Here is a 25083-nt window from a genome sequence, read left to right on the forward strand (position 1 = left end):
GAGCCGCTTGACCTGCGCTCCGGAACAGAGGGAGAAGCGATGATGAATTTCCGCAAAACAGGCATTCTTGCCGGCCTGGCGCTTGGCGCCTCGGTCTTGGCACTGAATGCATATGCTTCCGAGGCAACCATTCCGCCGGCGCCGGCGGATTTCCCGGCCGAAGGCAAGATCAAATATGTTGCGCGTGACTCCATCCTGGAGTTCAAGGCGCTGCCCGAATATCACGAGCCCGACTGGGTCACGAAGAATTTCGTCTCCGCCGGCAAGCTGCCGCCGGTCAAGGACCGGCTGCCGAAGGAGCCGCTGGTCTTCAAGACAGGCAATATGCCCGACGGCGTCGGCGTCTACGGCGATACGATGCGTCACGTCATCGGCGGCCGGCCTGAAGGCTGGAACTACGGCGCCGGCCAGACGCAGGGCTGGGGCGGCATCGATATCGGCCTTTCCGAATGCCTGACGCGCACCGCGCCGCTGTTCCAGGTGGAAGCCAAGGATACCGAGCCGCTGCCGAACCTCGCCAAGAGCTGGGATTGGTCCGCGGACGGCCATAAGCTGACCATGCACCTGATCGAAGGCGCCAAGTGGTCCGACGGCGCGCCGTTCAATGCCGACGACATCATGTTCTACTGGGACGATGAAGTCATCGACCCGAACGTCTCGCCGCTCGGCGGCGGCGCCTCGCCGGAAGCCTTCGGTGCCGGCACGACGCTGAAGAAGATCGACGATTACACCGTCGAATGGACCTTCAAGGAGGCCTTCCCGAAGCAATATCTCTACACGATGTCCTACCCGAACTTCTGCCCGGGTCCATCGCATATCCTCAAACCCCAGCATCCGAAATATTCGAAGAACACCTACGACCAGTTCAAGAACGCCTTTCCGCCTGAATTCATGAACATGCCGGTTATGGGCGCCTGGGTGCCTGTGGAATATCGCTCCGATGACATCATCGTCATGCGGCGCAACCCCTATTACTGGAAGGTCGACGAGAAGGGCAACCAGCTGCCTTACCTCAATGAACTGCACTACAAGCTCTCGACCTGGGCCGACCGCGACGTTCAGGCCGTAGCAGGCTCCGCCGACTTCTCGAACCTCGAGCAGCCGGAAAACTTCGTAGCATCGCTGAAGCGTGCTGCGGAAAAGACGGCGCCCGCCCGCCTTGCCTTCGGTCCGCGCCTCATCGGCTATAACTTGCGCATGAACTTCTCCGCCAACGGCTGGGGCAACCCGGACGAGCGCGGTCAGGCGATCCGCGAGCTGAACCGCAACGAGGATTTCCGCAAGGCCGTCACTATGGCGCTCGACCGCAAGGCGATCGGCGAATCGCTGGTCAAGGGACCCTTCACCGCGATCTATGCGGGCGGGCTCTCCTCGGGCACCAGCTTCTACGACCGCAACTCGACCGTCTACTATCCCTTTGATCTCGCTGGCGCCAAGGCGGAACTCGCCAAGGCCGGCCTCAAGGATACCGATGGCGACGGCATCGTGAACTTCCCGGCCGGCACGCTTGGCGGCAAGAATGTCGAAATCGTCATGCTGATCACCAATCAGTACACGACCGACAAGAGCCTTGCCGAAGGTGTCGTCGCCCAGATGGAAAAGCTCGGTCTGAAGATCGTCATCAACGGGCTCGACGGTACGAAGCGTGACGACGCGCATTATTCCGGCCGCTGGGATTGGCTGATCCAGCGCAACACGACGGAACTGTCGTCGGTGGTGCAGAATACCGAACAGCTTGCTCCTGTCGGTCCGCGTACCAGCTGGAACCACCGTGCCGGCAAGGACGACAAGCTTGATCTGATGCCCTTCGAGCAGGAGCTTGTCGACGTGGTCAACAAGTTCACCACGAGCCAGAGCAATGACGAGCGCGTCAATCTGATGAAGCAGTATCAGAAGATCTCGACGGAGCACGTCAACACCGTCGGTCTGACGGAATATCCCGGTGCGCTGATCATCAACAAGCGGTTCTCGAACGTCCCGCAGGGCACACCGATCTTCATGTTCAACTGGGCTGAAGATTCGGTGATCCGCGAACGCCTGTGGGTGGCCGCCGACAAGCAGGGCAAATACGAGCTGTTCCCTGAACAACTGCCCGGCAAGCCCGGCGACAAGGGTCCGATAAACTAAGCTCCTCCCAGCTGAAGTGAGCCTCAGGCCGCGCGTGCCGCGCGCGGCCTGATATGACCAACAAGCCGGCCGCGCTGACAAGGAGCGACTGGCAGTAAGGAGAAGCGAGCCGTCCGATGTTACGATTCCTGCTCGTGCGCATAGCCTCCGCGATCCCCGTTCTCTTCATCCTGAGTGTGGTGACTTTCGCGATCATCCAGGCCCCGCCCGGCGACTATGCCGATTATATAAGATCCCAGCTGATCAACCAGGGCGGTGCGTCCTACGCTCAGGCCGATGCGCAAGCGCAGGCCTACCGGGCCGAACACGGCCTCGATAAGCCGATGGTCGTCCAATACGTCAACTGGATCGGCGGAATCGTGACGCGCGGCGATTTCGGCTACAGCATGTTTTACAACAAGCCGGTCGCCGACGTCGTCGGTGAGCGACTGCCGCGCACGCTGCTTCTGGCGCTCGTCTGCCACATCTTCGCCTCGGTGCTGGGCATCGGCTTTGGCATCTGGGCGGCGACCCGCCAGTACAGCTGGATCGACAGCACGCTTTCGGCGATTTCCTTCCTCGGCATGACGGTGCCGCGCTTCCTGATGGCGCTGATCATCGTCTATCTCCTGGTTTTCCAGTTCAACGTTTCCGAGATCGGCAGCTTCTTCTCGCCGCAATATGGCGGGGCCCCATGGTCCTGGGCGAAATTCGCAGATCTCGTCCACCATGTCTGGCCTGTTGTGGCGATCGCCACCTTCGGCGGGCTCGCCTACAACATGCGCGTCATGCGCGGCAATCTGCTCGATACTTTGAATGCCCAATATGTCGAGACGGCAAAGGCAAAGGGACTTTCCGGCGGCGCGGTGGTGATGCGCCATGCGGTGCCGAACGCACTGCATCCTCTGGTGATGTATCAGGGCGTCGTGCTGCCTTATATGCTGACCGGCGAAATCGAAACCGCGATCATCTTCGCACTGCCGACCGTCGGCCCGGCGATCGTCGGTTCGATGGCGGTCGGCGACGTCTATGTCACCGCCACTTTCATGATGGTGCTGTCGGCGACGCTGATCGTCGGCAACATCATCGCCGATATGCTGCTGGCCCTGCTTGATCCGCGCGTGCGCCAGTTCGGAGGAGCCTGAAATGCTTGCTTTTGACTCTTCCGCCACGCCGCCGACAGCTGAATCGGCGATCAAGAAGCCTTCGCATGGCAGCGAGAGCTATCTGGCGCTGGTCTGGCGCCGGTTGCGGCGCTCCTGGACCGGCATGGCCGGGCTGGTGCTGGTCGGGCTCCTGATCCTCATGGCGATCTTTGCCGATTTCTTCGCGCCGATGGACCCGAAAGCGACCGATGTCGGCTTCGCGCCGCCGCAGATTATGAGCTTCCACGACAAGGACGGGAACTTTGTCTTCCAGCCGCGCGTCTATGCGCTGTCGGATTCCAAGGAACTCGATCCGGTCACCTTCCAGCCGATCGTCGGCATGGATTACGACAATCCGCGGCTGCTCGGCTTCTTCGTCAAGGGTGCGGATTACCGGTTGTTCGGCCTCTTTCCCGCGAACCGGCACTTCTTCGGTTCGACCGACGGCCAGCCGGCGCATTTCCTCGGCACCGACAAGTTCGGCCGCGACGTGCTGTCGCGCGCCATTATCGGTTCGCGCATCTCGCTGGTGATCGCGCTCACCGTGGTCTTCATCGTCACCATTATCGGCACGACGGTCGGCATGGTCTCAGGCTATTTCGGCGGGACCTTCGATGTCTGGGTGCAGCGCTTCGTCGAGCTGGTGCTCGCCTTCCCGCAGTTGCCGCTCTATCTGGCTCTGACCTCGCTGATCCCGGTGACGGCGCCGACCAATGTCTTCCTCGCCTTCGTCATCGTCGTGATGTCGGCGCTCGGCTGGGCGCAGATGTCGCGCGAGGTGCGCGGCAAGACCCTGGCGCTCGCCCGCATCGATTATGTCAGGGCGGCCATGGCGGTCGGGGCCACCGACAGGCGCATCATCATGCAGCATATCTTCCCGAATGTGATGAGCCATGTCATCGTTGCGGTGACGCTCGCCATACCAAGCGTCGTGCTGCTTGAATCCTTCCTCGGTTTCCTGGGCTTCGCCGTCAAGCCGCCGCTGATCTCCTGGGGGCTGATGCTGCAGGATACGGCGACCTATTCGGTCATCGGTTCCTATCCCTGGATTCTCTCTCCTGTCGCCTTCGTGCTCGTCACCGTCTTCGCCTTCAACGCGCTTGGCGACGGACTGCGCGATGCGGTCGATCCTTATTGAGGTGATTGATATGGCTCTTGCACTGGTCAATTCCTTCGCCCCGCCCGTCCGCCATGATCACGACGGCCGTTCGGACACGCCCATCATCGATGCGCGCAACGTGGCAGTGAATTTCAAGGTCGAGGACGGCATGGTCGAGGCCGTCAAGGATGTCTCCTTCCAGCTTTATCGCGGCGAGACGATCGCGATCGTCGGCGAGTCCGGCTCCGGCAAATCGGTGACGGCGCGAACGGTGATGGGGCTCTTGTCGAAGCGCGCCGTCGTCTCCGGCAAATCGACCGTTTCCTATGACGGCAGCAATATCCTCAAATTTTCCGAGCGGGCGCGCCGCAAGCTGCGCGGCGACCGTATCTCGATGATCTTCCAGGAGCCGATGAGTTCGCTGAACCCGATCTATACGATCGGCAGCCAGATCGTCGAGGCGATCCGCGTGCATCGCAGGATCAGCAGGAGGGATGCGCAAAAGCGTGCACTCGAACTGCTCGAACATGTCCAGATCCCCGATCCGGCGGCGCGGCTGAAGCAATATCCGCATCAGCTTTCCGGCGGTCAGCGCCAGCGCGTGATGATTGCCATGGCGCTCGCCAACGATCCCGACGTGCTGATCGCCGACGAGCCGACGACGGCGCTCGACGTCACGGTGCAGGCGCAGATCCTCAATCTGATCCGCAACCTGCAGAAAGAGCTGGGGATGGCGGTCATCCTCATCACCCACGATCTGACGGTCGTGCGGCAGTTCTCCGACTACGTCTATGTCATGCAGCATGGCGAAGTGCGCGAGCACAACGTCACCGAAGCTCTGTTTGCCAATCCGCAGCACGCCTATACGAGGCATCTGCTCGCTTCCGAACCGCGCGGCCAGGCCAATCCGCTGCCGGAGGGTTCGGATGTCATTCTCGATGCCAAGGGTGTGCGCGTCTCCTTCATGCTGCGCCACGGTACCATCCTGAAACCCGAGATGCGCGAACTCGTCGCGGTTGACAGCCTCGACCTGTCGCTGCGCCGTCACGAGACGCTCGGCCTCGTCGGTGAATCCGGTTCCGGCAAGACGACGTTCGGCCAGGCAATCCTGCGGCTGAACAACGCCCAGAACGGCGAGATCTATTTCGACCGTCAGCCGATCCACGGCCTTTCAAGAGCCGAGATGCGGCCTTTGCGCGCCCGCATGCAGGTGGTGTTCCAGGATCCGTTCTCATCGCTCAATCCGCGCATGACGATCGGCCAGATCATCGACGAAGGGCTCGTCGTCAACCGGCTGGGCGCGACCCGCGGCGAACGGCAGGACCGGGTGCGCGAGGCGCTCATTGCCGCCGGCATGCCCGGCAATATCCTTTCACGTTTCCCGCACGAATTTTCCGGCGGCCAGCGCCAGCGCATCGCGATCGCCCGCGCCATCGCGCTGGAACCGGAATTCATCCTGCTCGACGAGCCGACATCGGCGCTCGACCTCTCCGTCCAGGCGCAGATCATCGAACTCCTGCGCAAGCTGCAGGACGAGCGCGGCCTGAGCTATCTCTTCATTTCCCACGACCTCAAGGTCGTCAGGGCGCTCTGCCATCGGGTCATCGTCATGCAGCATGGCAAGATCGTCGAAGAGGGGCCCGTCAACGAAGTTCTCACCCATCCCAAGACCGCCTACACCGAACGGCTCGTCAAAGCCGCTTTCGAGGTAGCATGATTACCGAATGCCGGAGGCTATAATGGCAGGAAATCCCAAGATCACGTTCATCGGAGCTGGCTCCACCGTCTTCATGAAGAACATCATCGGCGACGTGCTTCAGCGTCCGGCGTTGTCGGGTGCGACCATCGCGCTGATGGATCTCAATCCGCAGCGGCTGGAAGAAAGCGCCATCGTCGTCAACAAGCTGATCTCGACGCTCGGCGTGAAGGCGAAGGCCGAGACCTATTCCGACCAGCGCAACGCGCTTGCGGGCGCCGATTTCGTCGTCGTCGCCTTCCAGATCGGCGGCTACGAGCCTTGCACCGTCACCGATTTCGAGGTGCCGAAGAAATACGGTCTGCGCCAGACGATCGCCGATACACTCGGCGTCGGCGGCATCATGCGCGGGCTTCGCACAGTGCCGCATCTCTGGAAGGTCTGCGAGGACATGCTCGCCGTCTGCCCCGAAGCGATCATGCTGCAATATGTCAATCCGATGGCGATCAACACCTGGGCGATCTCGGAGAAATATCCGACCATCCGACAGGTCGGCCTCTGCCATTCGGTGCAGGGCACGGCGATGGAACTGGCCCATGACCTCGACATTCCTTACGAGGAAATCCGCTATCGCGCGGCCGGCATCAATCACATGGCTTTCTATCTCAAATTCGAGCATCGCCAGCCGGACGGTTCGTACCGCAACCTCTATCCCGACCTCCTGCGCGGCTATCGCGAGGGCAGGGCGCCGAAGCCCGGCTGGAACCCACGCTGCCCGAACAAGGTGCGCTACGAGATGCTGACGCGGCTCGGCTATTTCGTCACCGAAAGTTCCGAACATTTCGCCGAATACACGCCCTATTTCATCAAGGAAGGCCGCGAGGACCTGATCGAGAAATTCGGTATTCCGCTCGATGAATATCCGAAGCGCTGCATCGAGCAGATCGAGCGCTGGAAGGGCCAGGCCGAGGCCTATCGCTCCGCCGACAAGATCGAGGTCACGCCGTCGAAGGAATACGCCTCCTCGATCATCAACTCGGTCTGGACCGGCGAGCCCTCGGTGATCTACGGCAACGTCCGCAACAATGGCTGCATCACTTCGCTGCCGGAAAATTGCGCCGCCGAAGTGCCCTGCCTCGTCGATGCCTCCGGCATCCAGCCGACCTTCATCGGCAACCTGCCGCCGCAGCTGACCGCGCTGATGCGCACCAATATCAACGTGCAGGAACTGACGGTGCAGGCGCTGATGACTGAGAATCGCGAGCACATCTACCACGCCGCGATGATGGACCCGCATACGGCGGCCGAACTCGACCTCGACCAGATCTGGTCGCTGGTCGACGATCTGCTCGCCGCCCACGGCAACTGGCTCCCCGAATGGGCGCGCACATCCAGTAAAGTCCAGGCTGCCTGATCCCTCTCTCCCGGATCGGGCGTCAAAGAGCCCCGCGGTCGCAACAACCGCGGGGTTTTTCGTGCGTGAAACGGCCTCTTTGTCGCAAGGACGTTTCATGTTCGAGAGTTGCGTTGGCGGTGGTTATGCCGGCTTCGGAAAATCAAAGTGCTCACCGCTTTTTGGGATCGGATATTCCACTGTCACCGTTCGCTCCGCACCTTTGTCAGGAGTGAGCGTTGCTGTTACCGTAATCAGACCGGGCGGTGTGCTCTTCTTGTCTTCCTTGACAGAGAATTTGTACTCTTCATTTTTACTACCATCTCGGTCGCTGATTTGCCCGTTCTTGTCCTCACACAGACTTGAAGCATACTCGTCAAAGATCGATAGCTGCTTGTAGTCGTCCAGTATTTTTGCGTAGACCACGAATGCCATGATGCTCTCCATCAATGCGTATTAGTCGCGGGTAAGACGGCCGTCACGATGTGCCATCCTGAGGGTGATTGCGTAAGAGCTTGGGGATCGTTTTCCCGGTAGATTGGCGTCGAGTATGAGTGTCTTTGCGTCGCCGAAGTTTGTGCATATCTCAAGCAACATATCGGATGCGCGGATCCTCCACATCATATAGCCAAGATCATCAAATCCACATCCGACGGCGTCCCGGGGAGGATCGCCCGTAACGAGAAATACCCGGTTTGAATCGAACCTGTAGCAATGCCCCTCAAAAGCATAACCATAGGCCAAGACGATTGAATATTCTCCGGACGCACTTCCGACATCGCCATGGAACAATTGCATTCGAAGATCGGTTTGGGATCCCTCTCCGATATCGAAGCGAGCATAATCGTTTCTGTCGTTGAGCTTGACCCCGTAGAGGATTAGGGCATCAGCTTCGTAGCGCTCGGTCGCCGGAGCGGGGACGCTGTCATTTATCATCGATACCTCCCGTCGTCTGGTTAAAGAATTCCACGCCACCTCATGCAATCTTCAAGCTGGTCCATGTAAGCGACACCCCGCCCACGGCTGGCAGCTTCGAGGAAGGCCAGTGCTGCAGCTTCAAAAGTCAGACTGTCCGGTTCGAGATATCTCCAGGAACGCACAACGGCTTCGCCCACGATGTCCCGTGCGTCCTGCAGGGCCGCCTTCGTGGCGAAGTGCTTCAATTCATAAGATGCCTGCGGCGCTCGCAGGCCTTCTTCGATAAGCGCAGGCACCATTTGCCGCCGAAGATCGCTGAATTCCCTGGGATTGATGTCCGACGTTCCGCGTTCGAACTGCAGCGATTGGAAGACCTCGATAAGGCAATCGAATAGGCCCGCCGCAAACGGCTTGGACTGGTCGTGAACATCGTTGCCGACATCACCGATACGAAGCGAGTTGTTAAACGATCGCAATTGCTTCTCGTCACTGAGTTCGGAAAATTTGTCGAGCTCATTGTGCAAGAGCAGATTTCCGCCGGTGCGGCGAAGGAGCCGATCGAGAGCGGTATCGAATTGCAGCAATCCCAGCAGCGATATGAAATCGGCTATCGCTTCGTGGTAGGAAAAGAAATCGGTGTCACGTCCGTCACCCGCGAGGATCCCGAGTTCGCTCAACAGAATGAGGTGTCCCATTTCGTGAGCAACGGCATCGAAATTCAGCGCGAAACACGATGCCGAGTTTCCCGGCTCGCTCTCACCCAGCTCCAGAAAGCCAAAGCCGGATTGCGCATTCTGCCAACCGGGAATGCGGGGAATAATTTCCAACCGTTCCAGCGTTGGTTCGAAAAACCAGGGGATCGAGCGCCCGACATAGCTCTCGCAGATATCGAGAACCCTGCGCGCGCAGGCATAGCTGTGCGTCGAAAGGAATGCCGGCGAGCCAGGCCCGATGTGATCGAAATGCCCGTCGGGACCGGGCTCGGCGGGCGGCTGCAAAAGACCGCGATAGGGAGGAATATAGGGCGCGGCATAGGGCGTTTTCGGTTCGACGGGATTTGCCACATAGATGCGGCTGTCGGATGGGCCGGCCAGGATGGGTCCTGCCGATGGTCCGATCCAGACCACTTCGGGCTTTTCGTAACCGGGAATGAAGGGCGGCTGAGGGAAGACAAGGAAACGCGTTCCAAGCGGCAGCTCTGAAGCCGCCCCATGGCCTCCCCCCTCCGCATGTGTGATGGCATCCAATGCTGCCCCCACAGCTCGTTGCCCAACGCCGAGCGATCTTGCACTATACCAGTTCTACTTGTGTTTCGACAATAGTGTTTCGAGCAATCCGCAGTACTCCATATCGTTTGCGAATGATTCCGTAAGTTCAAAGTCGAAGGAAATGGGGTTGGCCCCGGATTTTAGCTTGTGGTCGGCGAGATATGTCAGAAGATTTACCGCATCCCTTCGTTTCTGGTTTACGGCCTCGGCTTTCAGCCACGACTTTAGTGCCGCTAGCTTGTCCGCAGGGCCGGGATTGTTTTCAGCCATTGCGAGAAGCCTGGCGAATGATCTTTCGCTGAAGTGCAGCGCGCGGGCCAGGGACTCCAGCTGATCTCGCAATCGTCTTCCGATGACCCCGGCGCGTTCCGCTTTTCTCAAGCTCAGCCTGATGTCGATGAGAGCGTCGCCCAATGCGCGTGATCCCAGTTCGACGGGCGCCATCGGCACCGTGACGTCGGCATCGTCGGCGAGCGGGTGCCGCCGATACCATCGGTAGATCAGTCCGTGTCCGATCATTCCCTGGGGCGCGAGTTCCGCTGCTCTCAGCGCGCCGATGCTGGCCGCACCGTAGACGCGGACCCCACGGGCCATCGCCCAGAGAATTTCCTGGTGACGAACGGCCGGGCGCTGCGCGAAGACGCCGTCGATTAGCACGACCGCCGACGGCCCGTAATCCGCCACGGCGCGCACGACATCGCCGCAGCCGACGGGAGGCCGATAGATCGCGTCGAGATATCCGAGCGCTTCCGTCTCGGAGAGAGTAGGGCCGAGAAAGACCACGACATCGTCACGCAAGATCCGCCTCCGGATTTGTTTCCAGCGGCGGAGCAACCACCCGGACGACGTGAAGGGGAATGCGATCATCCGAATGAAGAACCACTCTGATGGCCGCCTTCGCCCCGGCCAACTTCAAGGCCTCGACGATCGCCAACATGGAGCGGTCCTTGGCGACAGGATCTTCATCGGCGACATAGGAGATGCCGCCCTGTGCGAGTTGCTGGCGCCATGCGGAAAGCTCCGAGGTATCGGCATAGGAGTAGACTTCGCTGCTGATATCGTCGCGTGCAGCCGAAATCACCCCCAGCCGCGATTGGCACGCTTCGAGCAATGCGCTGGTCAAAGCGCGGTCATGGCTGAAGTTGCAGCCGAAACCTTCGGCCGGCAAGGGGGCAAAGGGAGCGCGGCCGGCACCTTCCATCACGTGGCACCAGTAGATCGGCAGCGCATGCGGCGCCGGGATTTTCCAGATGCCGGTGACGAAACCCGCCTTGGCCAGCCGCTGCATGATGTCGCCGGCGCTGCCGGAGCGGACCGAGCGGCCGTCGATCTGGAAGCGATCGAAGAAATGCGGGGTCTTCATCGCCGTGCATCGCGCCTGCCGCTCGAGAATCTCCAGGCCGGCATGCAAGGTCGCGCTTTGCAGGCTGGTGCCGGCCGCAAGGCCCGTTGTGTCTCTGGGCAGCCAATGCGGGTGAGGCGAGAGGACGGTGTATGCGGAATCGACAAGGGCAAGCGGGACAGGCGTTCTCCGGCCGGAAAAGAGATCCAGTCCGCCGATCCAGGAAAGCCTCTCCTCATCTCGTCCGACGCCAAGGTGCGACCAGAATTCCTTCTCGTTGATGTCGCCGAAGGTCGCCGTGAAGACGCGGTCCGGGGCAATCCGCTCCGAGGCCCATCCCTCCAGGGATTCCATCAGGCCCGATATCGCCGCAAGCGGCACAGTCAAACCTTTGCCCTGGCTGACGGCAACGGAAAGCGCCTGCGGCCTGATGACCTGGACGACGGGGATGCCGATCCGGTCGAGCTCTGTGACAGAGCCCAGCCTGGTGATGCCGTATTCTTGTTTACGCGCCAGGATGCGCTGCACCGTCTGCCAGGGATCAGGAGGCGAGGAGAGGGGGATATCGAAGATATGGTCGAGCATCCCGTCCTCCATCGCTTCCTCCTGGTCTTACGGCCTTGGCAACCCGTCCAGACCTTGCTTCGCTCTTTCGGCCAGCCAGGCGGCTTTCTGACCTTCGGCAATCTGGACCGCTCTCACCAGGTCCCTTCTGATCGAGGAGGGAGGCTCGTTCAGATCCCGCCTCAGCCTTGCGCTGAGACGATAGAGTTCGGCCAGCCAGAACCGCTGGCCGCTGTTGCGGCCGACATTGATGGCATTGTGAACGGTAGCCAGCGCTTCAACAGGCTTGCCGAGCCGCTGCAGCACTTGTGCATGCATGTCGCTGTGCATGGAAAAATTATCGTCGGTGCCCAACTGCTGCTGGAGCAGCAGGCCGCGTTGGAAGCGTTCCCGGCCGCGCTCGTCGGCGGAAGTCATCAGTTCCGCCCAGCCGCAATACATATTGGCGCGGGCCTGGCTGGCGGCGAGGCCGTGCCGCTCGGCAAGCGCCAGCATTTGTTCGCCGAGCGCATGGACATCGTCATATCGGCTTTGGCAGCGGCGAAGGACGATCGCGTAATAAAGCGAATGAACCATGCTGCCCGGATGATCGGTCGAGGCCGCCCAGTCCAGGCACCGCCCGATCGCATTTTCGCTGGCGTCGGCATCGTCGAGCAATAGATAGGAGAGGGCGCTCTCGCCCAGGCCGCAGACCTTGGCGTCATGTCCGCCGAAGAAGGCGCGATTTCTGACCGCTCTTTCGGAATCGTAAAGGTCAAGGCCTCTGGCGACGCAATCGAGGCAGAATTCGTGCTCGCCGGCATGGAAGCTCGTCGCCCATCCGCAATGATAGGATTGAAGCCGCGTCTCCTGATCCTCGACGGCCTTCATGTCTCCCACGAGAATGCGCGCGCGGGACTGCTGCGTCAGAATATTGGGCGCGGTGAACCACCATCCCCAATAGACCGGGAAATGTTTGACCCGAACGGCCGAGGCCTGCTTCTGCAGAAGCTGCATGGCGCGTGAATAGACCCGCCGCGCGCTTTCCGAGCCTTCACCTTCAAGTGCGGTCGCAACGACACCCTGAAGTTCGAGCAGACCCAATGCCAGCTCGGCGCGATCGGGATGGCGCCGGGAAACGCCGCCGACTTCCCGTGCACAGAGCTCGAGCGATACGTTTGCCTCGTGCATCGCCGAGCGGAGGACGCTTGCTTCCGCCGCCGCCAGGGCAAACCGCGCCGCGGCGTCGTGCAGGCCTGCTTCGGCACACTGCCAGGCGGCGATGGCAGCCGGCAGGCTGGGCTTTGCTTCACCGATCAACAGATCGGCGATCCGCTTGTGGATGCGGCGTCTGTCGGTCTTGAGAAGGCTGCTATAGGCGGCTTCCTGGGTCAGCACGTGCCGGAACTGAAAGGAGCCAGGCCCAATGGAGGAAGGCTCGATGATGCCTTGAGAGAGAAGCCGCTCGACGGCGACGTCGACGGCCTGCCGGTCGACCCCTTCTAGGAGGTAGGCGAGCAGCGACATGCTGAATTCGCGGCCGATAACGCTTGCAAATTGCGCCACCCGTCGCGCCGAACCGGTCGCAGCGAGTCTCGCGGACAGCAGATCGTTGAGCGAGGTGACGCCGCCTTCCCTGAGCAGCTCCTGCCATTCGGACGAGGCCTTGCTCAGTGGTTGCCTTGCCCGGAAGAAGTTGGCCAGTTCTTCCGCATAGAGCGGCATGCCATCGCATTGATCCAGGATGAAGTCGTCAAGGCCCGGCGGAGGAGGCTCCCCCCAGATCGAGGCGACGAGGTCGCGAACTGCGGCAGAGGCCAGGCCGGTTAATTCTATCTCGGTTGCCAGCGCCAGGGACCGTCTTATCCTCGACGTCTGAACCACGAGGATCGGCAACTGGCCTGCGAGCGATCCGAGCCGGTCGATCAGCTCCAGCGTCATGCCGTCAGCCCAGTGGACATCCTCGAAGACGAGGAGGGTCGGAACCGCTGTCACTTTGCAGGTCAGGATGTCAGCCGCGGCTTCGATCACCTCCCGCCTGAATGCGCGGTCGGAGAGATTCGACACGCGAATATTGCGCGAGGTCGCTGGCGAGCGGTCCGACGTGAATGAGAGAATGGTCTGGGCGACGCTCGCGTTGACCTTTCGGCCGGATGCTCGAAGCGCCTGCATGAAAGCCGCGCTATCGCCATCCTTCAGGATCGAAGCTTCGCCGACAAGCCTATCGAGAAAAGACAAAAACGGGTGCAGAGGCTGGCTCTCCATGCGCCTGCCGCACTGAAAGATCAGGGTCTCGTGCGGCGTTTGCAAGAGGTTGCGGGCGAGTTCGCCGATCAGCCTGGATTTGCCGATGCCTGCCTCTCCGACCACGGTGATCGAACTGCCCTTGCCATCGCGCGCTGAATTCCAGGCGCTCAAAAGAGCGGCGAGCTCATTTTCCCTGCCTCTGATCGGCCGGTCCCACACATGGGGTAGTGACGGTTCAGAGGTTAGTCGACCGCGGTCGCGGGGGCGCCAGAGCGCCACGGGGTCTTCGAAGCCTTTGAGCTTGGCCTTCCTTATCAGGGCGTAGTCGAACTTGTGCCGGGTGAGCTGAACGGTCGAACCTGCGACCAGAACGGAATTCGGTTCGGCCTCCGCCTGCAGGCGTGCCGCCAGGACGGGCGCCGTCCCGACAATCTCGTCTCCTTGCGTGGAGAAGACGACCAGACCGGTGGCAACACCGATCCGAAGCCTGAAGGCGGTGCGCGCCTTGGCCTTGGTGCTCGTTACAATACCAAGCAACTCCAGCGAAGCCTGTACCGCGCTTTCAGCTGCATCTTCGGATTGGTCGGGATAGCCGAAGAAACAGCATCCCCCATCTCCGAGCCGCTGATGAAGAAATCCCCCGTGCCTTTTGATGATCGTTTCGGCGCTCTGATGTAATGCCGAGACAGCGCGAAAGAATTTCTCCGGCTCGCTGCGTAACAAAAGCTCCGTCGAGCCGACAATGTCATAGAAAAGAGCCGTGACCTGTCGCCGCTCACCTGAGAACCGAATTCGCGCGTCGAGGGTTTTCATACTGGGTCGCCCAACACCACAGAAGTCTTTCTCAGGACATCCGATTTATAGCTTGCATGCAAGCTTTTCGTGCGGTGACGCTAATATATGTATGGCTTGCGGCTTGATGGCGAGTTGTGCGCTCAAATGACGACGCATGCGCATACCCGGCCGCATCGCTCGGGCTCATCATGTTTTGGGTCAGCGCGGGGCCTTCCCGTGATAGGACATCCGGCTTTCAGGGGATCGCAGATACGCATGCGGGCAACCCGCCGATCGTTACGACGGCGAGCGCCAGCCTTAGAGCGCCAGATGGCTCTTGGCCTCAATCAGCCAAAGAACGCAAGAAGCTGAGCGAAGAACCCGCCTGGTTTGTAGTCCGCCATCTTTCTCACCCGGCGAGAGAGTGTTGCAGCGCTGACCTGTTCCCCAAAATGGCAGAAGCAGACAAGGCCGTGCAATTGCTCGTCGCTGAGCTCGAAGAACCGCTTGGCTTCTCCATAGCTGTCATTTTCCATGCCCGCCGCCCGCAGAATGGGATCTGCGAACGCGACTGAGATCGGGGTATTGTCATCCCGCAGGGCTTCCCGATCCGCAACCGGCTGGTATTCGGTTTCGTGAAGCGTCCTGAGAAACGGTTTGGGGCTGCGTTCGAGGCTTTCGGCCCACCGCTCAAGCCGCTCGCGCCGCGTCATGTCAAGGGGCTTGCAGGTCGTGCTGACCTTCGCAATGCTCTTCAGCTGGTCTAATGCGTACTGTTCCATCTCGGCCTCCTATCTCCGAAAAAATAGACGGTCCGCCTCCAAGAAACAGCGTGGCTCAGGTCGCAGCCGATGTCCAATCACGATTGGGCACAGCGGCTCGTTGACGTTTCCGTAATCACTGGATGCACCTTTGCTTGCCGACGGACTCTTTTCTCGTAGGATTTCTGCGCCATGTCATGCCAAGGCAAACAGACAGGTTCGGTATGGACGAGATATTCGAACAGCTTCTGCACCTCTCCGCACACACCGAAACGCTAATTGCGGTCTATGATAGCGATGACCGGCTGCAATATGCCAACAGCGCCTTTCGTTCGGTCTATTTCATCGAGCCGGATGAAACGCCGCTCTGGCCGGATCTCATGCGGCGCAATTTTCAGCTGAGCCGTGGCACCGTCATTCGGACAGGCAATTTTGAAGAGTGGCTGCGCTCGACACAGTCGCGCCGCGGCAAGATCGGTTATCGGGCTTTCGAAACAGATCTATGCGATGGCCGATGGCTTTGGATGACCGAGGCCGTCCAGAAAAACGGCTGGATGCTGTGCATCGCGAGCGACATCACCAATCTGCGGGCGCATGGCCGGACTGTCCGGCAGGATCGCGATCAGGCGATCAAGGCGTCTTACACCGACGAGCTCACGGGTGTCGCCAACCGCCGCTTCGTGATGGCGCGCGTCGACGACATGCTGGCCGCGGCGGAGCACGGAAGCCCCGGATGCCTTGCCGTCTTCGACATCGACAATTTCAAACACATCAACGACCGGCTCGGCCACCATGCCGGCGATATTGTGCTCCGCGATTTCGCCCATCGCATCCATCAGAATGTTCGCCGCAACGATTGTTTCGGGCGCGTCGGCGGCGAAGAGTTCCTGCTCGTGATGCCGGCAACCGGGCCGGACGACGCCATTGCTATGGTCGAGCGTATGCTGACGGTGATCCGCTTCTCCCGGCCCCTGCCTGACTCTCCCGACTTCAGCTACACCTGTTCCGCCGGCATCGCCGCCTGCGCCCCGTCAGACAGCGCGTCGGACCTTTACCGGCGCGCCGATCAGGCACTCTATGCCGCCAAGCTGAGCGGCCGGGACAGGGTGCGCGCGGCGTAGGAGCCCGGGACGGCAACCTGGGGAGCCAATGTGTTATTGGCGCGAATTCTTAAATCCCTGATCCGTCGAGCTGCTGAGCGTCCTCGCCTTCCCAGGGCGAAGGCATCGAGAGGCGGTTGGCCGAGGGCATCGGCATCCAGCACTTCAATTCCGGTTCGGCATATTCGATGATGTGCCCCGGCGAGGAATCGGAGGCGCGCCAGCCTTCTCCTGCGAACTGATCGCCATTCGACCAATAAGCGAGATCGACCTCCGCCGGCCCCTGTTCGGACGGGCGGATCGTGACAAGAATCCGGCTGCCGTCTTTCGGTGCGCTTGCCATGTTGCGCCAGCGATCTGCCTCGTCCATCGTCTTTTCTCCTCCCTTGCCGCAGGTTGCAAGTGTCGCCTCGCCATCGGAAGCGGTCAACTCAAACTTTGTGAGAACCGTGCTCGTCGACGCGTCGCCCTCCCTCGCCGCCGAATACTTTCCCGCGACCTTTCACACGATCCCGTTGCCACCTGGTTGCCAAAAAACCATGATTGCCTCACATAGATCACAAATCCACACCCGGCATACAGAATTGGATCGACGCTGAATGCGCATACCTTACGTTTTTCTTGGTGCATTTCTTGCAATTGCACAGACCGCATATGCTGAAGTCGCGTCACCGCCTGTTTTGGCGCCGCTGAAGCGGCAGGCGCAGGCTGCTGAATTGAGCGCGCAGTTTCTTTCGCGATACAGCTACAAGCCCGTTCCGCTCGATGACGCCTTGTCGGCCAAGATCATGGATCGGTTTGTCAAATCGCTCGATCCGGACCGCATGCTCTTCCTGCAAGCCGATGTCGACAGGTTCATGGCCGATCGCAGCGAGATCGACGATGCCATAGAGAAGCAGGACTTGAAGATCCCGTTTTCTATCTTCAACGTGTATGAGCAACGCGTCGTCGAGCGCATGAGCTACGCGCGCAGCCTGCTGAAGCAGGACTTCGATTTCGGCACGCAGGAAAACTTTTCGGTGCTGCGTGACAAAGCGCCTTGGCCGCAGTCGGAAGCCGAGAGCAATGAGCTTTGGCGCAAGCGCGTCAAGAGCGACTGGCTGCGGCTGAAGCTCGGCGGCAAGACCGACGCGGCGATCCGCGAAACGCTCGACAAACGCTATGAAAATACGCTCGAGCGCGCCTACAAGTTCAAAAGCGACGACGTTTTCCAGTCGTTCATGGACGCCTACTCAACCTCGATCGACCCGCATACGGATTATTTCGGCGCGGCCGCTTCGGCCGACTTCAATGTCTCGATGAAGCTTTCGCTGTTCGGCATCGGCGCCGTGCTGCAGGAGCGCGACGATTATACGACGATCCGCGAACTCGTGCCCGGCGGGCCGGCGCAGCTGTCCGGCAAGCTCGCGGTCGGAGACCGCATCACCGGCGTTGGGCAGGGCAAGGACGGGCCGATCAAGGAAGTGGTGGGCACGCGCCTCGATGAAGTCGTGCAGATGATCCGTGGGAAAAAAGGCTCCGTGGTGCGGCTTGATGTTCTGCCGGCGGACGCCGGGGCAGATGCCACGCATCGCGTCATCAGCCTGGTGCGCGATAAGATCAGTCTCGACAAGCAGGCTGCCAGGAAGGCCGTGCTGTCGGTGAAGGTGGGCGACGCGACGCGCAAGATCGGCGTCATCACCCTGCCGGTCTTCTACGAGGATTTTGAAGCCAAGAACAAAGGCGACAAGGATTACAAGAGCGCCACCCGCGATGTCGCCAAGCTTCTCGAAGAGCTGAAGGACGAAAAGGTCGACGGCGTTCTCATCGACCTGCGCAACAATGGCGGCGGTTCTTTGGACGAGGCGATCGATCTGACCGGCCTCTTCATCGGCAAGGGACCGGTCGTTCAGCAACGTCGCAGCGACGGCAAGATCGACGTCAAAAGGTCTGACCTCTCCGCGCCCGTCTGGGCAGGCCCGATGGGCGTCCTGATCAACCGCGGCTCGGCTTCGGCTTCGGAGATTTTTGCCGCGGCAATCCAGGATTACGGTCGAGGCGTGATCGTCGGCGAACCGAGTTTCGGGAAGGGCACCGTTCAGACCGTCGTCGATCTCGACGAGATGGTCCACAATAGCAAACCCGAATTCGGGGAGCTGAAAGTGACGATTGCCCAGTTCTTCCGGGTCAACGGCGGTACGACGCAGCTGCGCGGCGTAACACCCGATATCGTTCTGCCGGGTCTGTCCGATCCAACCGCTTTCGGCGAAACCAGTTATGACAACGCCCTGCCATGGGCTGAGATCAAGCCCGCGAACTATGCGCCCGCCGATACGGTCGCGAGGCTGCTGCCGACTTTGCAGAGCCGCCACGATGCGCGGGTCGGCAGCGATCAGGACTTCCAGAATCTGTTGAAAGACATTGCCGACTTGAAGGCGCAGCGCGAGAAGGGGGTTATCTCCCTCAACGAAGCGGAACGTCGCAAAGAAGCGGCGGCCCGAGAGAAACGGTTCAAGGATCGGGCGCAGGCAGGCGATGGCGAAGATCCGGGTGGCGATGACGGCCTGGAGGCGGACGAGCGCAGCCTGAGCGCCGATATTGCCATGGAGAATGCCCGAAAGAAGGCAAAGGACGTCTTGCTGGACGAGGCCGCCGCCATTGTTGCCGACGAGGCGGATTTGCAGGGAGACGTCCTAAAGGCAGTCACGAAACAATAGGGAAGCTTGGAGATAGCCACACCCGAGGAACGCGGGGCGTGGCTATCGGCCTGCCGCTGTAGCTCCTTTGTCCTTGATACGGCAGAATTCAATCAACTGCTCCGAGGTCATCGGTCGGGCCAGAGCGTAACCTTGCAGGATATGGCAGCCGAGATCTTTCAGGATCTTCGCATGCTCCATTGTTTCCACGCCCTCGGCAACGATGTCGATGTTCTGCGATCGGCCGATTTCGATGATCGAGGTTACCAGACGGCGCTGAGATGGAGACGCGATAATCGGCTTGATGATTTCGCGATCGATCTTCAGTCGTCGCGGTTCAAATCGAAGCAGACTGACGATGCTGGCATGTCCGGTGCCGAAATCATCGATCTCGATTTCGATGCCAAGCTCTTTGACGGCTGGAATAATCTCATTAAGGACGGGTTGAAGTTCGTCGAAGGAGATTGTTTCAAGCAGCTCGAAACACAGGCGACCGCTTGCCAGAGGAAGCTCGGACAGCTCGGCAAGCAGGTTCGGCTGTGCCAGTCGACGCGCAGACATGTTGACTGAGACACGTGGGATTTGCATTCCCAGGCTGTCCCATCTTGTCAGCTCGAACAGGGCCTTTTGCAGGATCAGCCTGTCCATGTCGCCGGTACGCCCCAGCCTTTCCGCGACATCAAGAAATTTGTCCGGGGCAAGCAGTCCTTTTCGCGGGTGATCCCAGCGGGCAAGCGTCTCGACACCGACAATATCCAATGTGTTTGCATTGAACTGCGGTTGGAAGAACGCAACCAGTTCGTCGCGATCGAGGGCGTGATTAAATTCGTCCGCCAATTCTTTCGAATGGATGGCGGCGCTGCGAAGCTCCTCTGTAAAAATGGCCGCGCGGCCGCGGCCCGTCTTCTTCGCCTCATACAGAGCCAAATCGGCATTGAGAAGCAATTGACTGAGGTCCCGGTCACCAGCACGTTCAGTCTCCCAGGCGACGCCGACGCTTGCGCCGACCAGACACTCCGCACCATCGATAAAAAGGGTCTGCTCCAGCGTATCGACAATTTGCTGGGCCAATGCGTTGGCCTTCGGCTCGGGATTGGTACTCCAGCTGGCGAAGATGAACTCATCTCCGCCGATCCGAGCCGCTACGTCGTTTGGACCAGCCAAATCGGCAAGGCGGAAAGCCGTTGCCTGCAAGACCGTGTCACCTCCGGCATGCCCTTTCGTATCATTGATCTCTTTAAAACGATCCAGGTCGATATGGATGAGTATCAGACAATCTCCCGGGGCGGGCCGCGGCGGCTGCGAGATCATCCGGTCAACAAATCGTCGATTGGGAAGACCCGTCAGCGCGTCATGCAATGACAGGTATTCCAGCCTTTGCTGGGCTCGAACGAGTTTCTTCTTGTGAAGGCGAAGTTTTTCAATCGTTTGCTGGCGTGACTTGGTCAGGAAACCGACCCAGACGATCGGCGCAACGACACATAATGCCAACAGGCTGGCATAGAACTCAAAAATGCCGATCCCGCTATTTTGACCCCATCCCTGCTTTGGCCGTGCGGCGAGGGTCCATCGGCCATAGACCATATCGACGGATGTCTCGACCGGTTTCTTTGAAAAAGTCTCGAGACTGCCAAAGAAAACCTGCTGGGGGGCGTTCGGCTCCGGAACGGTGCTGATGGCGATCTCAAGCTCGGTGGAGCCGAGACCGCTTTCCCGGTAAAGCCTTGGTGTGTCGACGATTCCGGAAAGCAGCCCCCAAAAAACCTGGCTCGCGCCGTCGTTGATGTAAACCGGGCACCGCACCACAAAGGCGGTTCCGCCTTGAACAAGCTCCACCGGGCCCGTCAGGACGATATTGTGAGTATTGCGCGCCAGCATGGCGCCAGCCCGCTGCTTCTCATTCGTCCGGTAGTCGAGACCGATGGCCTTTTCGTTTCCTTTCTCCGGATAAACCCATCTGACCACCATCCCGGGTGCTGCGGCGAAGCTTCGCAATTGTGAATCGGGCTGCAGGATCTGTGCGGCAAGCTTGGAAAATCCGCTTTGATCCATCGTCGGATTGACTGCGATGCCGGCGGCCAGCCCCTGCAACAGCTTCACATTGCTATTGAGGTTCGTCTGAAGCCGAGAGGATATGGTGGCAAGCTCGCCGGCAACGATCGAACGTTCATCGGCCAGCGATCGCTCCATCCGCCAGTTCGTTGCTACCCAGACGACGATTGCAGCAATAATTGCGGCAAATATTGCGGGAGCGAATGCGCTGGTATGGCTCATTATAGAGCGAGCTAGATTTCTTCGAAGCTTCATCAGGTTGCCGGCGTGGATGACTGGCGCTCATCCTGCCACAGCTTCTTTAAGGCAACGCTAAACCCGCAGGGAGGATGAAAGCGCGGTATCTGAACCTGCCTGCCCGTGCTACGCATCGGACATGGGCCTGGCGTGGCGAGGGCACGTTAGGTGACACCGGGCTTGTCCACCAGTTTCTCGACCAATCGCCTGAGTTCTGACGGGGTCGTTTGTCCCGCCACCACCTCGTGGTAGCCGATCCCGGCGCGTCGCAGCGCCTCTTTCTTTATTGCATCGCGTGCGGCTGCGGCACTTTGATGATGCGCCCCGCCCTGATATTCGATGACGTGCCGCGGTTGGCAATTGCTGTCTACGAGCAGTAAGTCGACCCGCTTGGAGTTGATGCAACTGTAGGCGCCCGCATCGGTGCTTCGGAGGATTTCGCCCAACGAAACCTGCGCCATCACCTGCCAAGAAGAATTGCAGCCGATCACGATGCTGTCGAGTTCGCGAAACACTCGGGCTTCGCTCTTGTTGAGCAACGGCTGAATGGTGAAATGCGATTTCATGACGATACGCAATTGATCTGTGGCGTCGATTGGCCTCATTGGCGCCACAGCTCGCATTGGAGATGAGGGCCACAGTATAATGCGCTCGTTGCTCCGCTTTTTCCTCCGGCGTGACCTGTTTCTCTCCCGCCGCGCCTGCTTTCTCATCGTGGCTAGGAGCTGCTCAACGGCCATGCCGATGATGAGACCGACAAGGAGGGCGGCAATCAGCAGTTCTGGCTTATCGAGATCTGCGATAGTTATACCACCCGAAGCGCCTAGTGCGGCAACTCCGACAATCAGTCCAGGTGCTGAAAACAGCACCGACCTTTGGCGATAGTGCATGCCCCTCTCCAGAATTCCCGCCAAGATAGTAGAACGCGTGGAGAATGTGCGAAAGTCACTCAAAAGAACTAGGTCCTGCAGGCGACCGCCAAAAGCTATCGTATTCGAAATGCTTGGGCGGAAGGTGCGAAATCACGCCGGGTGACAGACGCAGCCAACGGCCGCGTCCCCTCCACCACTCACACCACCGCAGCAAAATCCGCCGCCAACACCGCATCCTTCAGCGCCCGCGAATACTCATGCTGCGGATCATCCAACACTGCCCGCGCCCGTCCTCGTTCAACAATCTCACCTTTGCGCATGATGATAATATTGTCGCTGACGTAATAGGCGGTGGCGAGGTCGTGGGTGATGTAGATGATCGAAAGCCCGAGTTCGCTCTTCAGGCGGCCGAAGAGGTTCACGATCGCCATGCGGAGCGACGCGTCGACCATGGAGACCGGTTCGTCGGCCACCAGCAGGCGGGGTTCAGGGATCAGCGCGCGGGCGATGGCGACGCGCTGAAGCTGGCCGCCGGAGAGTTCGTGGGGGAAGCGGCCTTTCACCTCTTCCAGCGTCAAGCCGACGTGATGGAGGGCGGCGTCGGCTATTTTCTCGGCCTGTTGCCGGTCCGGTCGTTTTCCGTCAGCGGAAAAATTGCGGGCGGTCTCGAAGAGATAGCGGTCGACCCGCTTCAACGGATTGAAGGCTTCGAAGGGGTTCTGGAGAACCGGCTGGACCTCCTTCATGAAAGCCTTGCGCTCGGCCCGGCTATGGATGGCGACGGTCTTGCCGGCGAATTGAAGTTGCCCTTCCGTCGGTTCGGTCTGGCCGAGGATCATTGCCGCGACCGTCGATTTGCCCGAGCCGGATTCGCCGACGATCGAGAGGATCTCCGGCTCCTCGCCGAGTTCGAAGCTGACATCCTTGACCGCCGTGATCAGGCGCCGGCCGAGCATGCCGCCCTGCCGGTAGACTTTGGTGACATGTGAGAGGCTAAGCAGAGCGGTCAAACCTGATCTCCCGTTACTGCAAAACATGCCACGCGCCGTTGCGGCTCGACGGTCACCATGGGCGGAACCTTCTGTGAGCAAATCTCCATCCGCTTCGGGCAGCGTGGGTGAAACCGGCAGCCTTCCGGCGGCATGGCGAGGTTCGGCGGGCGTCCCTCCAGCGAAGGCCGCGTCGTGGGGTCGCCGATCTTCGGCAGGCTGCCGACGAGGTGCTGCGTATAGGGATGGAGCGGCATGCTGAAGAGTTTGGCGGTCGGCGCCTCCTCGACGAGGCGCCCGGCATAGACGATGCCGATGCGGTCGGAGACCATCGCGTGAACTCCCATGTCGTGCGTGACGAACAGGAAGGAAGAGCCCATTTCGCGCTGGATTTCGCGGATCATCGACAGGACGTCGCGCTGGACGATTACGTCAAGCGCCGTCGTCGGTTCGTCGGCGATGATGAATTCCGGCGTGAGGATCGTGGCAAGCGCAATGGTCATGCGCTGGCGCATGCCGCCTGATAATTCGTGCGGATAGGCGTCGAGCAGCTGCGGATCGAGCTTCAGCCGTTGCAGGTGGGCGGCGACCTTTTCGAAAAAGATTGATTTGCTGACCTTCACGTGCCGGAAGGCGAAATCGGTGAAGGAATGGCGGATCCGGCGCACCGGATTGAGCACGTTCATCGAGCCCTGCATGATGTAGGAGAGATGCCGCCAGCGCAGCGCCATGCGCTCTTCCGGCGTCATCGCATAGATATCCTGGGTGCCTCCGCCGAAATGGAATTTGACGCTGCCGGAGACGACCCGGAGCGGTGGCCGGATGGCGCCAGCAATGGTCTTGATCAGCGTCGTCTTGCCGCTGCTCGATTCGCCGGCCACGCCATAGACCTCGCCGCGGCCGATCGTCAGGCTGATATCGTCGACAGCCCGCACTTCGCGATCGACGCCGTAGAGGAAGGCGCGATAATAGGCTTTCAGATTCTGGATTTCGACCAAATTCTCCATGCTAACTTCCCATCCGGTTCAGCCGGCTGCGCGGATCATTGTATTCGTTCATCGACATGGAGAGCAGGAAGAGCGCCAGGAAGAGGATGACGATGACGGCGACGGGGGCGGCCACCCACCACCATATGCCTGAGATCAGCGCCGAATGCGCATTGGCCCAATAGATCATCATGCCCATGGTCGGCGTCTCGATGTCGGTGAAGCCGAGCACAGAAAGGGTGATCTCCATGCCGATCGACCAGATCATGTTGTTCATCGTCGTGGCGAAGACGATCGGCAGCACATAGGGTAGGTGCTCCTCGACGAGGATCTTGCGCATCGTCATGCCGGAATAGACGCTCTGGGTGGTGAAGGGCCGGCTCTTCAGGCCGAGCGCCACGGAGCGGATCAGCCGCGCATCATAGGACCAGCCGAGCGAGGCCATGATGACGATCAGCACGGCCCAGGTCATGTTGTCCTTCAGCACGAAATAGAAAAGGATTAGCAGCGGAAATTGCGGGATGACCATGACGCTGTCGTTGATGGCCATCAGCACCCGGTCCACCGTGCCGCCGGCATAACCGGCCACCAGGCCGACGACCAACGAGATGATGCGCGAGAGAAAGGCGACGCCGATGCCGAAATAGAGCGTGTTGCGCAGCCCCGTCGTCAGCTGCCAGAACACGTCCTGGCCGCGCGAGGTGGTGCCCAGCCAATAGTCGCCGTCGGGTGGCATATCGGGCGGCAGCAAATAGATGTCGGTCGCGCCATAGGGCGAGAAATACGACAAGATGACGAAGCCGACGATAACGGCAAAGAGCAGCAGACCGCAGAGGAATTCCATGTTCTGGCGTGCGAGGTCGCGGATGATGGTAAACAT

The 25083-nt window shown here is 60.1% G+C and carries 20 protein-coding genes; 7 read left to right on the forward strand and 13 right to left on the reverse strand.

Going from position 1 to position 25083, the window contains the following annotated elements; all coding sequences use genetic code 11:
* Positions 1-39: 39 nt before the first annotated feature.
* The 5 genes from NE852_RS24400 to NE852_RS24420 all read left to right on the forward strand — a co-directional run bounded on the left by NE852_RS24400 (position 40) and on the right by NE852_RS24420 (position 7460).
* Positions 40-2127 (forward strand): ABC transporter substrate-binding protein, encoded by a 2088-nt coding sequence (locus tag NE852_RS24400; RefSeq protein ID WP_258156820.1) that lies wholly within the window; start codon positions 40-42, stop codon positions 2125-2127.
* A 116-nt stretch (positions 2128-2243) separates the two neighbouring features.
* Entirely contained in the window at positions 2244-3251 is a 1008-nt protein-coding gene (locus tag NE852_RS24405; protein WP_008531724.1) for an ABC transporter permease, read from the forward strand.
* 1 nt (position 3252) lies between these two features.
* Complete coding sequence (locus NE852_RS24410; protein WP_008531725.1) at positions 3253-4389, forward strand: ABC transporter permease; 1137 nt, start codon at positions 3253-3255, stop codon at positions 4387-4389.
* A gap of 10 nt (positions 4390-4399) precedes the next feature.
* Positions 4400-6067: an ABC transporter ATP-binding protein gene (locus tag NE852_RS24415; RefSeq protein ID WP_008531726.1), complete on the forward strand. Its 1668-nt coding sequence runs from the start codon at positions 4400-4402 to the stop codon at positions 6065-6067.
* Positions 6068-6089: 22 nt separating this feature from the next.
* A complete protein-coding gene (locus NE852_RS24420) occupies positions 6090-7460 on the forward strand; it encodes an alpha-glucosidase/alpha-galactosidase (RefSeq protein WP_008531727.1) in 1371 nt (456 codons plus the stop codon).
* Positions 7461-7583: 123 nt separating this feature from the next.
* Here NE852_RS24420 and NE852_RS24425 read toward each other — a convergent pair whose 3' ends face one another.
* From NE852_RS24425 to NE852_RS24455, 7 genes are all read right to left on the reverse strand, one after another.
* Entirely contained in the window at positions 7584-7874 is a 291-nt protein-coding gene (locus NE852_RS24425) for a hypothetical protein (RefSeq protein WP_008531728.1), read from the reverse strand.
* 21 nt (positions 7875-7895) lie between these two features.
* A complete protein-coding gene (locus tag NE852_RS24430; protein ID WP_008531729.1) occupies positions 7896-8375 on the reverse strand; it encodes a hypothetical protein in 480 nt (159 codons plus the stop codon).
* Between the two features lie 20 nt (positions 8376-8395).
* Positions 8396-9616, reverse strand: a complete 1221-nt coding sequence (locus NE852_RS24435; RefSeq protein ID WP_258156821.1) for a hypothetical protein — start codon at positions 9614-9616, stop codon at positions 8396-8398.
* Between the two features lie 42 nt (positions 9617-9658).
* Complete coding sequence (locus NE852_RS24440; RefSeq protein WP_008531736.1) at positions 9659-10423, reverse strand: TfuA-like protein; 765 nt, start codon at positions 10421-10423, stop codon at positions 9659-9661.
* Entirely contained in the window at positions 10416-11564 is a 1149-nt protein-coding gene (locus NE852_RS24445; protein ID WP_008531737.1) for a YcaO-like family protein, read from the reverse strand. The genes NE852_RS24440 and NE852_RS24445 overlap by 8 nt, the downstream gene beginning before the upstream one ends.
* A gap of 15 nt (positions 11565-11579) precedes the next feature.
* Positions 11580-14570 (reverse strand): AAA family ATPase, encoded by a 2991-nt coding sequence (locus NE852_RS24450; RefSeq protein WP_258156822.1) that lies wholly within the window; start codon positions 14568-14570, stop codon positions 11580-11582.
* Between the two features lie 308 nt (positions 14571-14878).
* Entirely contained in the window at positions 14879-15313 is a 435-nt protein-coding gene (locus NE852_RS24455; RefSeq protein WP_008531742.1) for a hypothetical protein, read from the reverse strand.
* A gap of 203 nt (positions 15314-15516) precedes the next feature.
* On the opposite strand from NE852_RS24455, the gene NE852_RS24460 reads away from it, so the two are divergent.
* The gene (locus tag NE852_RS24460; protein WP_008531744.1) at positions 15517-16413 is read left to right on the forward strand and encodes a GGDEF domain-containing protein; all 897 of its coding nucleotides are present in this window, start codon (positions 15517-15519) and stop codon (positions 16411-16413) included.
* 49 nt (positions 16414-16462) lie between these two features.
* Here NE852_RS24460 and NE852_RS24465 read toward each other — a convergent pair whose 3' ends face one another.
* Positions 16463-16762, reverse strand: coding sequence for a hypothetical protein (locus NE852_RS24465; protein ID WP_008531745.1), 300 nt, complete (start codon positions 16760-16762; stop codon positions 16463-16465).
* 229 nt (positions 16763-16991) lie between these two features.
* Here NE852_RS24465 and NE852_RS24470 point away from each other — a divergent pair, with 229 nt between their 5' ends.
* A complete protein-coding gene (locus NE852_RS24470) occupies positions 16992-19088 on the forward strand; it encodes a carboxy terminal-processing peptidase (RefSeq protein WP_258156823.1) in 2097 nt (698 codons plus the stop codon).
* 42 nt (positions 19089-19130) lie between these two features.
* Here the strand turns inward: NE852_RS24470 and NE852_RS24475 are convergent, their stop codons facing one another.
* The 5 genes from NE852_RS24475 to NE852_RS24495 all read right to left on the reverse strand — a co-directional run bounded on the left by NE852_RS24475 (position 19131) and on the right by NE852_RS24495 (position 25083).
* Positions 19131-21374 carry an EAL domain-containing protein gene (locus NE852_RS24475; protein WP_258156824.1) on the reverse strand — a complete coding sequence of 748 codons (2244 nt, stop codon included), beginning with the start codon at positions 21372-21374 and terminating at the stop codon, positions 19131-19133.
* Positions 21375-21520: 146 nt separating this feature from the next.
* Positions 21521-22246: a DUF2726 domain-containing protein gene (locus NE852_RS24480; protein ID WP_008531754.1), complete on the reverse strand. Its 726-nt coding sequence runs from the start codon at positions 22244-22246 to the stop codon at positions 21521-21523.
* 179 nt (positions 22247-22425) lie between these two features.
* A complete protein-coding gene (locus tag NE852_RS24485) occupies positions 22426-23238 on the reverse strand; it encodes an ABC transporter ATP-binding protein (RefSeq protein WP_037173523.1) in 813 nt (270 codons plus the stop codon).
* Entirely contained in the window at positions 23235-24224 is a 990-nt protein-coding gene (locus tag NE852_RS24490) for an ABC transporter ATP-binding protein (RefSeq protein WP_258156825.1), read from the reverse strand. Before NE852_RS24490 ends, NE852_RS24485 begins: the two co-directional genes overlap by 4 nt.
* Before the next feature lies 1 nt (position 24225).
* Complete coding sequence (locus NE852_RS24495) at positions 24226-25083, reverse strand: ABC transporter permease (protein WP_008531756.1); 858 nt, start codon at positions 25081-25083, stop codon at positions 24226-24228.

It is taken from the genome of Rhizobium sp. Pop5, assembly GCF_024721175.1.
Taxonomy (GTDB): Bacteria; Pseudomonadota; Alphaproteobacteria; order Rhizobiales; family Rhizobiaceae; genus Rhizobium.

Bases quoted from the DNA above. Each gene is read 5' to 3' on its own strand.
- NE852_RS24400 (WP_258156820.1), top strand. From the start codon at position 40: ATGATGAATTTCCGCAAAACAGGCATTCTTGCCGGCCTGGCGCTTGGC.
- NE852_RS24405 (WP_008531724.1), top strand. From the start codon at position 2,244: ATGTTACGATTCCTGCTCGTGCGCATAGCCTCCGCGATCCCCGTTCTC.
- NE852_RS24410 (WP_008531725.1), top strand. From the start codon at position 3,253: ATGCTTGCTTTTGACTCTTCCGCCACGCCGCCGACAGCTGAATCGGCG.
- NE852_RS24415 (WP_008531726.1), top strand. From the start codon at position 4,400: ATGGCTCTTGCACTGGTCAATTCCTTCGCCCCGCCCGTCCGCCATGAT.
- NE852_RS24420 (WP_008531727.1), top strand. From the start codon at position 6,090: ATGGCAGGAAATCCCAAGATCACGTTCATCGGAGCTGGCTCCACCGTC.
- NE852_RS24425 (WP_008531728.1), bottom strand. From the start codon at position 7,874: ATGGCATTCGTGGTCTACGCAAAAATACTGGACGACTACAAGCAGCTA.
- NE852_RS24430 (WP_008531729.1), bottom strand. From the start codon at position 8,375: ATGATAAATGACAGCGTCCCCGCTCCGGCGACCGAGCGCTACGAAGCT.
- NE852_RS24445 (WP_008531737.1), bottom strand. From the start codon at position 11,564: ATGGAGGACGGGATGCTCGACCATATCTTCGATATCCCCCTCTCCTCG.
- NE852_RS24450 (WP_258156822.1), bottom strand. From the start codon at position 14,570: ATGAAAACCCTCGACGCGCGAATTCGGTTCTCAGGTGAGCGGCGACAG.
- NE852_RS24455 (WP_008531742.1), bottom strand. From the start codon at position 15,313: ATGGAACAGTACGCATTAGACCAGCTGAAGAGCATTGCGAAGGTCAGC.
- NE852_RS24460 (WP_008531744.1), top strand. From the start codon at position 15,517: ATGGACGAGATATTCGAACAGCTTCTGCACCTCTCCGCACACACCGAA.
- NE852_RS24465 (WP_008531745.1), bottom strand. From the start codon at position 16,762: ATGGACGAGGCAGATCGCTGGCGCAACATGGCAAGCGCACCGAAAGAC.
- NE852_RS24470 (WP_258156823.1), top strand. From the start codon at position 16,992: ATGCGCATACCTTACGTTTTTCTTGGTGCATTTCTTGCAATTGCACAG.
- NE852_RS24475 (WP_258156824.1), bottom strand. From the start codon at position 21,374: ATGAAGCTTCGAAGAAATCTAGCTCGCTCTATAATGAGCCATACCAGC.
- NE852_RS24480 (WP_008531754.1), bottom strand. From the start codon at position 22,246: ATGCACTATCGCCAAAGGTCGGTGCTGTTTTCAGCACCTGGACTGATT.
- NE852_RS24490 (WP_258156825.1), bottom strand. From the start codon at position 24,224: ATGGAGAATTTGGTCGAAATCCAGAATCTGAAAGCCTATTATCGCGCC.
- NE852_RS24495 (WP_008531756.1), bottom strand. From the start codon at position 25,083: ATGTTTACCATCATCCGCGACCTCGCACGCCAGAACATGGAATTCCTC.